This is a genomic window from Acidisoma sp. 7E03 (genome assembly GCF_054665075.1).
In genome coordinates this window covers 121,917-136,291 of the sequence record NZ_BAAFHE010000007.1, presented here as the reverse complement: position 1 = coordinate 136,291, position 14,375 = coordinate 121,917, and the positions used below count along the sequence as shown (strand labels likewise).

Genomic DNA, 14,375 nt, shown 5'->3' with positions numbered 1-14,375 from the left:
TTTGCCGTGTCGATCCGCCCCGCCACCGAACGGGATCTGCCCGCGATCCTCGCCATCACCAACCACGCCATCCTGCAGACGACGGCGAGCTGGCAGACGGTGCCGACGACGCTCGAGGCCCGGCTGCAGTGGTGGCAGGAGCGGGTAGCGGCAGGCCAGCCCGTGCTCGTGAGTGAGATCGACGGCGCGATCGCTGGCTTCGCGACCTATGGCAGTTTCCGCGCCTATGGCGGCTACGCCCTGACGGTGGAACACTCGATCTATGTGGAGGAACGGTTCCAGAAGCGCGGCCTGGGCCGCGCCTTCCTCACCGCCCTGCTGGAGCACGCGACGGCGGCGGGCCTGCACGTCATGGTCGGCGCCATCTCGGCGGACAACCCGGTTTCCATCAAGCTGCACGAGCAGTTCGGCTTCACCATCGTCGGCCGCATGCCGGAGGTCGGCCGCAAATTCGACCGCTGGCTCGACCTCGTGCTGATGCAGAAGATTCTGGGTTGAAGATTCTGGGCTGATCAGCCGCGTTCGGCGCCACTCACCGATTCGAAACCTTCGAACTCCGGATGGCCGAGGGTGAGCGGCTTCGATCCCCCGGCCCCCGCATGCGCCAGGCGGAAGGCCTCGGACCGCGTCCAGCCCTCGAAGGCCGCATAGTCCTGCCAGATGGTATGGGAGGCGTAGAGAATGTGGTCCTCGCGCTCCGGCCCTTTGAGCAGATGGAAGGAGACGAAGCCTGGCACGGTATGCAGCTGGCTGTCCCGGCCGATCCACCGCTGCTCGAAGGCCTCGGCCTCGTCCTTGATCACGCGGAAGCGGTTCATCGCCACGAACATCGCCCTATCCCTCGCTGATATACCAATTTAGACTAGGAGAAGAGGGTAGCGCATGGATGGGACGGCCTGAAAGCCCGACGGTTCTGCGTTTCGACGAAGGACACGCCATGCGGCTGCATAGAACGACAGACCAACCCCTGTGGACGACGGGGATCGTCCATCTCGGCCTGGGCGCCTTCGCCCGCGCGCACCTCGCCCTCTATACGGAGGATAGCGGAGAACACGGCTGGGGGATTCTTGGCGTCAGCCTGCAACGGCCGGACCAGCGCGATCACCTCGCCCCGCAAGACTGCCTCTACACGGCGCTGGAGCGCCGGCCGGAGGGCACGGCGGCCCGCATCGTCACCTGCCTCACCGGCGTCTTGGTGGCGCCAGAGGACCCTGCCGCGGTGCTGGCCGCGATGAGCGCAGAGACAACGCGCATCGTGACGCTGACGATCACCGAGAAGGGCTATTGTCACGATCCGGCAACGGGCCGGATCAACTGGTCGCATCCGACGATCGTGCATGACCTAGCCAATCCAGCCACGCCCAAAGGCGCCATCGGCTTCATGGTGGAAGCGCTGCGGCGGCGGCATGCGGCGGGGCTTTCCCCCTTCACCGTGCTGTGCTGCGACAACCTGCCTGCCAACGGCCGCGTGGTGCGTGGGCTGGTGCTGGAATTCGCGGAGCGCAGCGCGCCTGACCTCGCCGCCTGGATTAGGACGGAAGGCGCATTTCCCTGTGCGATGGTGGATCGCATCGTGCCCGCGACGACGGCAGCCGACATTACGGAAGCAGAAACGCTGACCGGTTTCGCGGATGCCGCCCCGGTGGTGCATGAACCCTTCCGACAATGGGTGATCGAGGATCACTTCGTCAGCGGCGCTCGCCCGGCCTGGGAGACGGTCGGCGCCGAGATGGTGGCCGAGGTCGAGCCCTACGAGCACATGAAGCTGCGCCTCCTTAACGGCGCCCATTCCGCCCTCGCCTATCTCGGCTATCTCGCCGGTCATGAGACCATCGCCCAGACCATGTCCGATGCGGCGCTCGCCGGCTTCGTGCAGCGGCTGTGGCAGGACGAGATCCTGCCCGTGGTGCCTGCACCGCCGGGCGCGGACCTCGGCGCCTATGTCGCGGCGCTCGACGCGCGCTTCCGCAACCCCGCGATTCGCCACCGCACCTGGCAGATTGCCATGGACGGGTCGCAGAAGCTGCCCCAGCGCCTGCTAGGCACCGTGCGGGAGCGCCGGGCGCGTGACCTGCCGCTGCCTTGCCTCGCCCTCGTGATCGCGGCCTGGATTCGCTATGTCGGCGGTGAGGACGAAAGAGGCGCCGCGATCGACGTGCGCGACCCGCTGGCGGAAAAGCTGCGCTCCGTGCAGGAGGACGCCACGGACGCGCCCGGGCGGGTGGGCGCGGTGCTCTCTCTGCCGCAGATCTTCGGGAACGACCTGCCGCAGGACGAGGTCTTCATTGCCGCGGTGACGAACGCCTATGACACCTTGATGCAGCAGGGCGCGCGCACCGCCGCAGGGCGCACCGGCTCAGCGCTCTAGCGGATCGTTCCGCCATAGCCCGGGTGTCGCGACTTCCAGGGAATGGCCGTCCGGGTCCCGGAAATAGAGGCTGCGTCCACCCCCGCCCCAGGTGACGCGGCTTTCGATCGGGATTCCGAGAGCGTCGAGGTGCCGCTCCCAGTCCGCAATGGCATCGGGCGGAATGGCGAAGCAGAGATGCTGCGGACCTTGGGCGCCGTGACCCGGCACGAGGCCGAAGGGGCTTTCGTTGGGCGCGGCCGTCTCACCCGCGCGAAACAACAGCAGCGCCTGACGGCCCGGCACGTCGAGCGCCACCATGCGCGGATCCGCGAACATCACCGCAAAGCCGAAGACGCGCATGTAAAAGCCCCGCGCCCGATCGAGATCCTCGACATAGAGCGCGCATTCCAGAAAGCGCGTGACGGGTGGCGCCGTCACCCTGCCTCCAGCACCACGGTGGCGAGAGGCGGCAGGGTCAGAGCGATGCGCGCGGGCCAGTCCCCCCAGCCGTGCGCCTCCGCCTGTACCCAGCCGCCATTGCCGAGATTGGACCCGCCATAAAGGGCGCTATCCGTGTTGACCACTTCTCGCCAGCCTCCCGCCTGCGGCACGCCGAGCTCGTAGCCGATGCGCGGCACCGGCGTGAAGTTGCACACCACCAGCACCGGCTTGTCGCCTTCCCGGCCGAGCCGGAGATAGGCGAAGACGCTCTGGTCCCGATCGTGCAACACCACCCAGCGGAAGCCATCCCCCTCGCAGTCCTTGGCGTGAAGCGCAGGCGTCGCGCGGTAGACGGCGTTGAGATCGCGCACTAGGCGCTGCACCCCGGCATGTTCAGGCCTGTCCAGCAGCCACCAGTCGAGCGTGCCGTCATGGTTCCACTCGCGCTCCTGCGCAATCTCACCCCCCATGAAGAGCAGCTTCTTGCCCGGATGCGTCCACATGAAACCGAAGTAGGCGCGCAGATTGGCGAACTTTTGCCAGTGATCGCCGCTCATCTTGCCGATGAGCGAGCCTTTTCCATACACCACCTCGTCATGCGACAGCGGCAGGACGAAATTTTCGGAGAAGGCATAGACCAGGCCAAAGGCAATCTGATCATGATGCCAGCCGCGATGAATGCTCTCCTCCTCCATGTAGTGTAAGGTGTCGTGCATCCAGCCCATGTTCCACTTGTAGTGGAAGCCGAGGCCGCCTTCGGAAACCGGTCGGCTGACGCCGGGCCAGGCCGTGCTCTCTTCGGCGATGAGCACGGTACCGGGGCAACGTGCCTTCACGACCTCCGATAGTTCCCGCAGGAAGGAGATGGCCTCGAGATTCTCCCGCCCGCCATAAATGTTGGGCACCCACTCGCCTTGTTTGCGGCTGTAATCGCGGTAGAGCATGGAAGCGACGGCATCCACGCGAAGCCCATCGACGTGATAGTGCTCGAGCCAATGCAGCGCGCTGCCGATGAGGAATCCCCGCACCTCGTTGCGCCCGAGGTTGTAGATGTAGGTGTTCCAGTCCTGATGGAAGCCCTCGCGCGGATCGGCATGCTCGTAGAGCGCGGTACCGTCGAACTGCGCCAGGCCATGCGCGTCCCCGGGAAAATGTGCCGGGACCCAATCGAGAATGACGCCGATCCCAGCGCGGTGGCACCGGTCGATGAGAGCCGCGAAGGATTCCGGTGAGCCGAAAGCGGCGGAGGGGGCGAATTGTCCGAGCGGCTGATAGCCCCAAGAACCTCCGAAAGGATGCTCCATCACCGGTAGAAACTCGACATGGGTGAAACCCATCGCGGACACGTAGGGGATCAGCGTCTCCGCCAAGCGCGTCCAGACGTCGCGCCCGTCCTCCGGTCCGCCGATCCAGGAGCCGGCATGCACCTCGTAGATGGAGATCGGCTGGTCCCGTTGCCCCGCCTGATGTCTCCGCCCTTCCATCCAAGCATGGTCGGTCCATACGAAGCGGTCATCAACGACGACGGAGGCGGTGCGCGGCGGCATTTCGGCGCGGCCTGCCACGGGGTCCGCCTTCAATGGCAGAACGTGACCGTGGGGCCCGAGGATTTCGTATTTATAGACGGTGCCGGGGCCGATACGCGGGATGAAGATGTCCCACACGCCGGGCCCGGGATGATGACGCATCGGATGGCACCGGCCATCCCAGTTGTTGAATGCGCCCACCACCGAAACACGCCGGGCATTGGGCGCCCACACGGCAAAGCGCGTGCCGGGTACGCCATCCTGCACCACGGGATGGGCACCCAGCGCCCGGCCGAGATCATGGTGGCGCCCCTCCGCCAACAGATAGATGTCGATCTCACCAAGCGAGGGGCCAAAGGAATAGGGATCTTCCACGATGCGCACGCCGTCCCGATCGGTGATGCGCAGCCGATAGGGGAGACGCGCCGGCATCAGCCCGCTCCAGAATCCCTGCGGGTCGATCAGCGAGAGGCTGGCAAGCCGCTGATCGCTGTCCTTGGCGAGAACCTCGACCTCGACTGCACCGGGCTGGAAGGTTCGTACGGCGCAGCCGCCCTCGCAGTCATGCGGGCCGAGAAGTGAGAAGGGATCCCCATGCCGCGCATGCAGGATGGCGTCAACGGCGCCCTGATCGGGGCGATGCGTGTTACTCAAAACGTCGCTCACGACACGCTCTCCCCAAGCAGCCTCTCGGCGATTTCGATGAAGCCGCGCAGCGGTATTCCAAGCCAGGCCGGTCGGTTCAGAATCTCGTAGCGGATTTCATAAGCTGCCTTCTCGATCAGGAAGAGATCGAGCAGTGCGGCTTCCGCAGTGGCCGAGACCCAAGGCCGGTCGGCCGCATGGAGCACTGCGCGATAGGCCTCGATGAATGCAGCGCCAGCCTCGGTGCGGAACTGCGACAGCAGCAGCCCGTGTCGCTCGGCGGCGGCAGGCGAAAGCGCGTCGACACCAGGTGCCGCCGCGGCCGTCGCCGTCGCATAGTCGAAGCTCCGAAGAACCCCCGCAACGTCCCGTAGACCCGAGGACTTCATGCGCCGCTGGTGCAGCGGCCGCGCCGGTTCCCCTTCGAAATCGATCAGATAGGCATCATTCTGGACCACGAGCACCTGGCCGAGATGCAGGTCGCCATGGATGCGCGTGCAGGTGGCGCCGAGGCCAAGACCCGCCCGCTCGCGCACCACGCTGCGCACCGCGTCCGCGCGCTCCAGCGCGGTGGCCGCGAGTTGTGCCGTCTCCTCGTCCGCGAAATCCTGACGGCCGCGCAGAAGGTCGACCGCGAGATCGATCTGCTCGATGGCCGAGTCCGCCCAGCCCAGGACCGTCTCCTCATGCGCAATTTCGGGCGCGAATGCCGGGTCCTCGGCAGGTTCTGAGAGGACGGCGTGCATCTCTCCGAGACGCTGGCCGAGGGCGCTTGCAAACCGCGTGTAGGTCGCGAAGGGTGCTTCCTCAGCCGCCTCCGTCGTCTGGCCGACACGGGCGATTTCTTCGACGGCGCGGGAGAGATAGTCGAGCGTCCAGGTCCATCCATCGCCCTGATTGCGCACGAAACTCTGCACGATCATGAGCGTATGCGGCGTGCCGTCGGCAGCGATGCGCACCAGTTCGCCCAGGAAAGGTGCCGTATTGCCGTAGCCTTTCTCGGTGAGATAGCGGGTCATCTCCCCTTCCGGATGGACGCCCGGGCTCACCCGCCGCAGCAGCTTGAGGACGATCTGATCGTCCACAACCAGGCTGCTGTTGGATTGTTCGGCCGAGAGGCGGCGGATCTCCGGCAGCTCGGAGAGTTCAAGCGTCCGGCCGAGGCTGCTCGGACGGAACTGAAGTTCGCCGTCCAGCGTCGCGATCGTCGTCTCTTGTGCGAGATCCTTGAGGATCGCGCGCGCGAACCCGTCCACCGCGAAGGCATCCGTCAGCAAGCCGACCCGACGGAACAAACGCACGCGGGCGACCGCCAGCTGTTGCACGAGCGGTGAGACAGGTTCGGCCTGCTCCCAGGAAATCGCGAGCGGCAGCACGTAACGGCTCACCTCGCTTCCCTGCCGCGTTTCGATCTCGGTCAGCAGCACGTCGCGCGCGCCTGGCACCGCCACGGCATAGGCGATGGCCAGGCTGTCGATGGGGGCGCCCTTATTGGCAAACCATCGGCGTGTCGGCACGTAGGCGGCGAGGGATTCGCTCTCCAGGAGACGGCGCGCAACGGGCATGGTGACGTCCGCGATACCGTTGCGGATCACGATGGTCGCGAACTCCGGCAAGGCGACGGGTGCGGGCGTATGCCAGGCCGGTAGTTCCGCCTGCTCCGCGAGCAGGAACCAGAAGCAGCCATAGGGGGGTAGCGTCAGCAGGTAGGTGAGCTGCCCGATCGGCGGAAAGATGGAACCGCCGACGATATCCACCGGTACGCGTCCCGCGAAGCTGGAGAGATCCAACTCCACCGCCTGCGCAGTGCGCGACAGGTTGCAGACGCAGAGTACGGATTCGCCATCCTCTCCCGGAATCTCGCGGAGATAGGCAAAAATCTTACGGTTGCCGGGGTACAGGAAACGCAGGGTGCCGCGACCGAAGGCAGGATGGCTCTTCCGTACGGCCAGCATGCGGCGCATCCAATGCAGCAGGGAATGCTGATCCGCCTCGTGCGCCTCCACGTTCAACGCTTGGAAGCCGTAGAGCGGGTCCATGATGGCGGGCAGCACGAGGGAGGCCGGATCGGCGCGTGAGAAGCCACCGTTGCGGTCGTAGGACCACTGCATCGGCGTGCGGACGCCGTCGCGATCTCCGAGATGGATGTTGTCCCCCATGCCGATCTCGTCACCGTAATAGATCACCGGCGTGCCGGGCATGGAAAGCAGCAGCGTGTTCATCAGCTCGATACGCCGGCGGTCGCGCTCCAACAGCGGCGCCAGCCGCCGGCGGATGCCGAGGTTGATGCGGGCGCGACGGTCCCGCGCATAGGTTTCCCACAGATAATCCCGCTCGCTGTCCGTCACCATCTCGAGCGTCAGCTCGTCATGGTTGCGCAGGAAAATCGCCCATTGGCAGTTGTCGGGGATGTCCGGCGTCTGTCGCATGATGTCGGTAATGGGGAAGCGGTCTTCCCGCGCGATCGCCATGTACATGCGCGGCATCAGCGGAAAGTGGAAGGACATATGACACTCGTCCCCCTCACCGAAATAGACCTGGGCATCCTCCGGCCACTGATTGGCCTCGGCCAGCAGCATCTTGCCCGGCGAATGCGCCTCCATCTCGGCGCGGATGCGCTTGAGGATGGCATGGGTCTCGGGCAGATTCTCGTTGATCGTCCCCTCACGCTCGACGAGATAGGGCACCGCGTCGAGCCGGAGGCCGTCCACGCCCATGTCGAGCCAGAAGCGCATGACGGCGAGGACTTCCTCCATCACCGCCGGGTTGTCGAAGTTGAGGTCCGGCTGGTGGGAGTAGAAGCGATGCCAGTAATAGGCGCCGGCTTGCTCATCCCAGGTCCAGTTGCTCTTCTCCGTATCCACGAAAATGATTCGGGTACCAGCATATTTGGTATCCGTATCCGACCAGACGTAAAAGTCCCGCTCCGGCGAGCCCGGGGGCGCCATGCGCGCCCGCTGGAACCAGGGATGCTGGTCGCTGGTGTGGTTGATGACAAGTTCGGTGATGACGCGGAGGCCCCGCTCATGTGCTGCATCGATGAAACGCTGCACGTCCTCGAGCGACCCGTAATCCGCATGGACGCCGCGATAGTCGGCGATGTCATAGCCGTCATCCCGGCGCGGCGAAGGATAGAAGGGCAGCAGCCAGATCGCGGTCACACCGAGCTCGGCGATGTAATCGAGCTTCTGCAGCAGGCCGGGAAAATCGCCGACACCGTCGTTGTTGGCGTCGAAGAAGGACTTCACGTGCAGCTGGTAGATGACCGCATCCTTATACCACTGCGGATCATCGAGGATGGTCACGGTCTGGGTCTGGGTCTGGGTATCCATGGTCAGACGGTCTCCGGTTCGACGCGCCAAATGGCGAAAGGAAAGCTCGGATCAAGGGTGAAGCGCTGCCACTTGCTCTGCCATTGAATGCGGCGGCCGGGGACGAGATCGGCGGCAGCGAGCGTACCATGGTCGGGCACGCCCCAGGCATAGAAGGGTAGCTCCGTATTGCTTTCCTGGTAGTGGTAAGGGTCGAGATTGACTGCGACGATCACACAGTTCGAGCGATCCGGCGTGAAACGTTCGTAGATGATCACCTGCTCGTTGTCGGAGGGCAGGAAACGGATGCCGAGATGCGATTGCAGCGCCGGGTTCTGACGGCGAATGCGATTGAGCAGCGTGATCTCCGCGACGATGTTCCCGGGCCTGTCCCAATCCCAGGCGCGCAGCTGATACTTCTCCGAATCCTTGTATTCTTCGCGCCCGGGCAGCGGCGTCGCCTCGCACAGCTCGAAGCCGGAATAGACGCCCCACAGGCCGGAAAGCGTGGCCGCCAGACAGGCGCGGATGAGATGACCAGGGCGGCCCGAATTCTGCAGAAAGACCGGGTTGATGTCCGGCGTATTGACGAAGAAATTCGGACGGAAGAAGTCTGCCTCCGGCCCCTGCGTCAGGGTCGTCATATATTCTTCCAGTTCCCAGCGCGCGTTGCGCCAGGTGAAATAGGTATAGGACTGGCTGAAGCCGATCTTGCCGAGCCGGTTCATGATCTTCGGCCGGGTGAAGGCTTCCGCCAGGAACTGCGTGCCCGGAAAGCGTGCGCGCACCTCGGCGATCATCCACTCCCAGAAGGGGAAGGGCTTGGTGTGCGGATTGTCGACGCGGAAGATACGGACACCCTGGTCGCACCAGAAGAGTACGACCCGCGCAAGCTCCACCCAAAGGTCAGGGACCGCGTCCTTCGCGTAGAAGTCGACGTTGACGATGTCCTGATATTTCTTCGGGGGATTCTCCGCATATTTGATTGAGCCGTCCGGCCGCCAGTCGAACCAGCCGGGATGTTCCTTCAGCCAGGGATGATCCGGCGCGCACTGGATGGCGAAATCGAGCGCGATTTCGAGCCCGTGCTGGGCGGCCGCCGCCACCAGATGACGGAAGTCTTCGAGCGTGCCGAGTTCAGGATGGACGGCATCATGCCCGCCGGCATCGCTGCCAATCGCGTAGGGGCTGCCGGGATCGGTCTCCGCCGGCGTCAGCGTATTGTTGCGGCCCTTGCGGTTCGTCCGGCCGATCGGATGGATCGGGGGGAAATAGAGGACGTTGAAACCCATGTCGCGGATGCGCGGCAGGTGACGCTCGACATCCCGGAAGGTCCCATGACGATTGGCGTCGTCGCTCATCGAGCGTGGGAAGATTTCATACCAGCTGGCGAAGCGGCTCTCCAACCGGTCGGCATCCACCGGGAAGATGGTGGAGCGCACAGCAAAGGGTCGGGGATCGGCGGCTGCCATGCGGGAAGTCGTGTCGTTCGAAAGCAACAGTGCAACCTGCCCTTCGGTGTCCAGCCCGTCGAAACGCACGAGACTATCGGCGAGATCACGCCCTGCACCAGCGAGCAGGGCGCGCCCCTCCATCAGCTCGACCTTCAGGTCCAGTCCCGCCTGATGTTTCTTGGTCAACTCGTCGCGGTAGGAGGCGAAGGCGTCCCTCCAGGCTTCGACGGCAAATTCATAGACGCCGATGCCAGGCAGGGGAAATTCCGCCTGCCAGCGGTCGTTGGTGACGAGGCGCATCCGCGTCTCGGCCCAGCCGTCCTTGCCTTTGCGGCGCCAGAGCAGCACTGCGCCAAGCTTGTCATGCCCATCGCAAAGAATGTCCGCCTCTACCGTCACCGTCTCCCCGGCCAGACGCTTGACCGGAAAGGCGCCGCCATCGACGGCGGGCGTCACGGCCTCGATCGCAACACGGCGGGACGTCTCCGCCGCAACCCGCGCCGTGCTCGCGAGCGCCGGACGCTCCAGGATCACGGGTGGCATGGCGGAGAGCGTCATCGTGCGCAGAGCGCCTGCCTCCAGCGAGACCTGGGTCAGGGCGTCGGCGTCCTCGGCTTGGAAGCGGCCGCCGGCAGCCGCCAGCAAGGGCCCGAGCGCCACCTGCATTCTTCGGCGGAGGGACGGATTCAAAAGGGTCAGCCGGGCCGTCTCCGCCTGGCGCAGATCGGTCTCGGTGCGCAGGAAGGCGAGGCTCGGTGCATCGGGGCCGGACAAGAGGCGAAGCGTGCCACGGGCTTCGCTGCGGTTTGCCGCCTGGATGGATGCGGTCAAACCGGCTGGGACCACTGGCATATCTTGAACCGCACCGCGCCTCCGGTCCCATGGCCGGGTCTCGCCGTTCTCGAACCCCATGGGCATGAGAAGCCCATCCGCCGCAGCGGCGGCAAAGCCGAGCGCACGCTTCTGGGCGGCCGGCAGTAACGTCAGGTCTCCGACTGCCGTTGCCAGTCGAAGGCCGAACGGCGCTTCCACCGGCGCGATGACCGGCGCCACCGTCTCCAGCACCGCCATCTCCTCCCACAGCCACTCGGAACGGAAATCCCACCAGGGCAGAGAGGAAAAGACGAAATCGAGGCCCGACCCAGCCAAGGCGGCCATGGCTTCCCGGGCCAGTCCCGGCGTCCATCCCAGGAGCAGGCCGTCGCTCGCACCCCGCAGATCACGGAGAAAGGACGGCCGGGCAGCGTCCGTCACACCCAGGAGGTCGATGCGGAAGCCGGCAAGCCCGAGGCTGCGCCATGCGGCCAAGTGGTCCGCCCAGAAGGCCGCCAGCGCTTCGGCGGCCTCGGCCCAATTGGCCGTCGCCGCGTCGGCCTCCGGGCCATAGGCGCGCGGGTCGAGGGACTGGCCGGCGAGGCTCGGGCTGAACAGCGCCGGCGCCTGCTGCATCACTGCGCCCCCAGCCGCGACCGCGCCAGGTGACACGTCGAGCAGCAGCCCGAGATCACGACTGCGTGCTTCTTCCGCAAGGTGGGCGAGGCCCTCTTCCGCCGTCCGCTGCCACTCGAGGGCCTCGTTCAAATGACCGAAATCCGAGACCAGGTGCAGCGAAGGCCCCGCGAAGGGTGGCGCCGTCAGAACATGGGTAAAGCCCAAGCTGGCCGCGCGGTCGAACAGCCTCCCCCAGCCGGCGAGCGGGCCGGCGAGCAGGGGATGGATCATGTAGATGCGGGGCCGCGGCGCCGAATCGCTCCGCGCGGGGCTCACCTGGGAGGAAGGAAAAGGGGCGAGATCGGCCTGAACGGTCATCCGTAGCGCTCTCCGTCACTCAACACAGCCGGCACCTCGCGGGCCGGCGATTCCTGGGGGGAGGTGGGTCGGCGTGCGCGAATTGCCAGGGTGATCGTTCCGTCGGAGGACGGCCGAGGGCAAGCGCGGGCCGCCTCCGAGGCGCATCGGGGGGTTGTCGGCGGCAAGCATGACGCGGCACGATGGGGACCCCGACTGGAGAGGCCGCCCCATGCCGATCATCAACCGCATCGCCGATTTCCACGCCGATATGACGGCCTGGCGGCGGGATTTCCATGCTCATCCCGAACTCGGCTTCGATCTCCCCCGCACCAGCGAGAAGGTCGCCGAGAAGCTACGCGACTTCGGTGTCGACGAAATCGTGACCGGAATCGCCCAGACCGGGGTGGTCGGCGTCATCCGCGGCCGCAATGCCGAGAAGGGCCGGGCCATCGGACTGCGCGCAGACATGGACGCTCTCCCCATTCTCGAGGAGACCGGGGCGCCCTATGCTTCGGAGACACCGGGCCTCATGCATGCCTGCGGCCATGACGGGCATACCACGATGCTGCTCGGCGCGGCCCGTTACCTCGCCGAGACGCGGAATTTTGACGGCACCGTCTACGTCATCTTCCAGCCCGCAGAAGAGGGCCAGGGCGGCGGCCGGGTGATGGTCGAGGAAGGGCTCTTCGAACGCTTCCCGATGGATCAGGTCTTCGGCCTACACAACTGGCCCGGCGTGCCCGCCGGCACCTTCATGTGGCGCACGGGGCCGGTGATGGCGGCCACCGCCGAAATCACCATCACCGTCACCGGCCATGGCGCCCATGGCGCCAAGCCGAATGAGGGGATCGACCCCATTCTGGTTGCCGCGCACATCGTGACCGGCCTGCAATCCATCGTCGCGCGCAACATGGAGCCGACGGAAGCCGGCGTCGTCACCATCGGCACCATCGCCGCCGGCCAGGCCGACAACGTGATTCCCGAGCGCGCGGTGATGCGGGGCACGGCGCGCTGGTTCAACCCCGAGGTGGGTGAGGTGCTGGAGGCCGGCGTGTTGCGCATCACGGCCGGGGTCGCTGCCGCCTTCGGCGCGACAGTGGACACCGAGTTCCGCCGCAACTACCCCGCGACGATCAACGACCCGGAGGCGACGGAGATGACGGTGCGCGCCGCCGCCGCCGTGGCCGGCACCGCCCGCGTTCACCCCATGCCGCGGCCCACCATGGGTGCCGAAGACTTCTCCTACATGCTGAATGCCAAGCAGGGCAGCTACATCATGCTGGGCACCGGCAGCGGCCCGAACGACCCCGGTCTGCATCACCCGCTCTATGACTTCAACGACGAGATCCTGCCCGTGGGCGCCTCCTACTGGGCGACGCTGGCTGAACAGCTGTTGAAAGCCTGAGGCGCCGCCTCAGGGTTTCAGAAAAGCAAGGAACCGTCGTTCGGCGCGGCGGAAGAGATAGATCAGCGTGAAGGAAATGCAGAGGTAGAGCACGGCGGCGATGCCGAAGGACCAGAAGGGCTGATAGGTCGCGGAATTCGCGTCATTGGCGATCTTCAGGATGTCCGGCACGGTCGCGGTGAAGGCCAGTGTCGTCGAATGCAGCATGAGGATGACCTCGTTGCTGTACATCGGCAAAGCGCGGCGCAGCGCGCTCGGGATGATGATGCGGCGGTAAGTGGTGAAACGGGACATGCCGATCGCCCGTGCTGCCTCGATCTCACCGAAAGCGGTGTCGCGCATCGCGCCTGCAAAGATCTGCGTCGTATAGGCGCCGGTGTTCAGTCCGAAGGCCAGGATGGTGCAGTCGATCCCCTGGCGGAAGAAGGCATTCAGGAAGCTCGTATGCTGCACGATGCTGAGGCTGTAGACGCCCGTATAGATGATCAGCAATTGCACGTAGAGCGGCGTGCCGGTGAAGAAGAAAACGTAGGCCCAGACCGGCAGGCGGATAAACGGATTTTTCGAATTGCGCGCGATGGCGAGCGGAATGGCCAGACAGAAGCCGATGAGACAGGAGATGACGAGCAGCCACAGCGTCATCGCCACACCGGTCATGGTGTAGCCGTCCGTATAGAGGAAGGCGCGCCAGTATTGCTGGATGATATCGATCATAGCGCGGCCTTCCGCACGCCGATGGCGTAGCGCCGTTCGAGCATGACGAGCACACCGTTGGTGACGGTCGTGAGGATCAGGTAGACGACGGCGGCGAGCACCGAGAAGAAGAAGGTGCGGAAGGTCGCCTTCCCCGCGTCCTGAGTCGCCTTGATGATGTCCGATAGCCCGATGATCGAGACGAGGGCGGTCGCTTTCAGGATCACCTGCCAGTTGTTGGCAAGCCCAGGCAGCGCATAGCGCATCATCTGCGGAAAGAGAATGCGGCGGAAGGCGTAGAAGCGCCGCATGCCGAAGGCGCGCGCCGCTTCCATCTGCCCGCGCGGCACGGCAAGGAAGGCGCCGCGGAAGGTCTCAGTGAAATAGGCGCCATAGATGAAGCCCAGGGTGATGATGCCACTCGTGAAGGGATCGAGATTGAACTGGTCGAGCCCCAGCGCATCGGTCAGATCGTTCAGCCAGATCTGCAGGCTGTAGAAGAGCAGCAGCATGAGAACGAGATCGGGCACGCCACGGATAATGGTGGTGTAGACGGTGGCGATGCCGGCGGCCACACGGCTCTTCGAGAGTTTCGCCGAAGCGCCGAGAAGACCGAGGAGGAAGGAGACGAGGAGCGTCAGGATCGACAGCTCGATGGTGGTCAGCGTACCGGCCAGGATCGCCGGGCCGTAGCCCGCCAGATTGAACATGCAACTTCCCCCGGGAGAACGGCAGGCGGCCGCCGCCCGTGCGGGCAGC

At 65.4% G+C, this 14,375-nt stretch carries 10 protein-coding genes; 3 read left to right on the top strand and 7 right to left on the bottom strand.

Annotation, left to right across the window (positions count from 1 at the left end; translation table 11 throughout):
• Positions 1 to 6 precede the first annotated feature (6 nt).
• On the top strand, positions 7 to 498 hold the full coding sequence (locus tag ACYQ6W_RS12665; RefSeq protein ID WP_459675696.1) for an N-acetyltransferase family protein: 492 nt from the start codon (positions 7 to 9) through the stop codon (positions 496 to 498).
• A 14-nt stretch (positions 499 to 512) separates the two neighbouring features.
• Here the strand turns inward: ACYQ6W_RS12665 and ACYQ6W_RS12660 are convergent, their stop codons facing one another.
• Positions 513 to 830, bottom strand: coding sequence for an antibiotic biosynthesis monooxygenase family protein (locus tag ACYQ6W_RS12660; protein WP_459675693.1), 318 nt, complete (start codon positions 828 to 830; stop codon positions 513 to 515).
• Positions 831 to 937: 107 nt separating this feature from the next.
• On the opposite strand from ACYQ6W_RS12660, the gene ACYQ6W_RS12655 reads away from it, so the two are divergent.
• Entirely contained in the window at positions 938 to 2,368 is a 1,431-nt protein-coding gene (locus tag ACYQ6W_RS12655) for a mannitol dehydrogenase family protein (RefSeq protein ID WP_459675691.1), read from the top strand.
• Here the strand turns inward: ACYQ6W_RS12655 and ACYQ6W_RS12650 are convergent.
• Genes ACYQ6W_RS12650 through ACYQ6W_RS12635 form a run of 4 tightly spaced genes read right to left on the bottom strand, consistent with a single transcriptional unit; the run spans position 2,357 to position 11,536 of the window.
• Entirely contained in the window at positions 2,357 to 2,788 is a 432-nt protein-coding gene (locus tag ACYQ6W_RS12650) for a VOC family protein (RefSeq protein ID WP_459675690.1), read from the bottom strand. The genes ACYQ6W_RS12655 and ACYQ6W_RS12650 overlap by 12 nt on opposite strands.
• Positions 2,785 to 4,983 carry a 1,4-alpha-glucan branching protein GlgB gene (glgB, locus tag ACYQ6W_RS12645; RefSeq protein ID WP_459675689.1) on the bottom strand — a complete coding sequence of 733 codons (2,199 nt, stop codon included), beginning with the start codon at positions 4,981 to 4,983 and terminating at the stop codon, positions 2,785 to 2,787. The genes ACYQ6W_RS12650 and glgB overlap by 4 nt, the downstream gene beginning before the upstream one ends.
• On the bottom strand, positions 4,980 to 8,294 hold the full coding sequence (treS, locus tag ACYQ6W_RS12640) for a maltose alpha-D-glucosyltransferase (protein ID WP_459675687.1): 3,315 nt from the start codon (positions 8,292 to 8,294) through the stop codon (positions 4,980 to 4,982). The genes glgB and treS overlap by 4 nt, the downstream gene beginning before the upstream one ends.
• Before the next feature lie 2 nt (positions 8,295 to 8,296).
• Positions 8,297 to 11,536, bottom strand: coding sequence for a maltotransferase domain-containing protein (locus ACYQ6W_RS12635; RefSeq protein WP_459675686.1), 3,240 nt, complete (start codon positions 11,534 to 11,536; stop codon positions 8,297 to 8,299).
• Between the two features lie 211 nt (positions 11,537 to 11,747).
• Here ACYQ6W_RS12635 and ACYQ6W_RS12630 point away from each other — a divergent pair, with 211 nt between their 5' ends.
• On the top strand, positions 11,748 to 12,923 hold the full coding sequence (locus ACYQ6W_RS12630; RefSeq protein ID WP_459675684.1) for a M20 aminoacylase family protein: 1,176 nt from the start codon (positions 11,748 to 11,750) through the stop codon (positions 12,921 to 12,923).
• Positions 12,924 to 12,932: 9 nt separating this feature from the next.
• Here the strand turns inward: ACYQ6W_RS12630 and ACYQ6W_RS12625 are convergent, their stop codons facing one another.
• The gene (locus tag ACYQ6W_RS12625) at positions 12,933 to 13,637 is read right to left on the bottom strand and encodes an ABC transporter permease (RefSeq protein WP_459675683.1); all 705 of its coding nucleotides are present in this window, start codon (positions 13,635 to 13,637) and stop codon (positions 12,933 to 12,935) included.
• A complete protein-coding gene (locus tag ACYQ6W_RS12620) occupies positions 13,634 to 14,326 on the bottom strand; it encodes an ABC transporter permease (RefSeq protein WP_459675682.1) in 693 nt (230 codons plus the stop codon). The genes ACYQ6W_RS12625 and ACYQ6W_RS12620 overlap by 4 nt, the downstream gene beginning before the upstream one ends.
• Between the last annotated feature and the right edge of the window lie 49 nt (positions 14,327 to 14,375).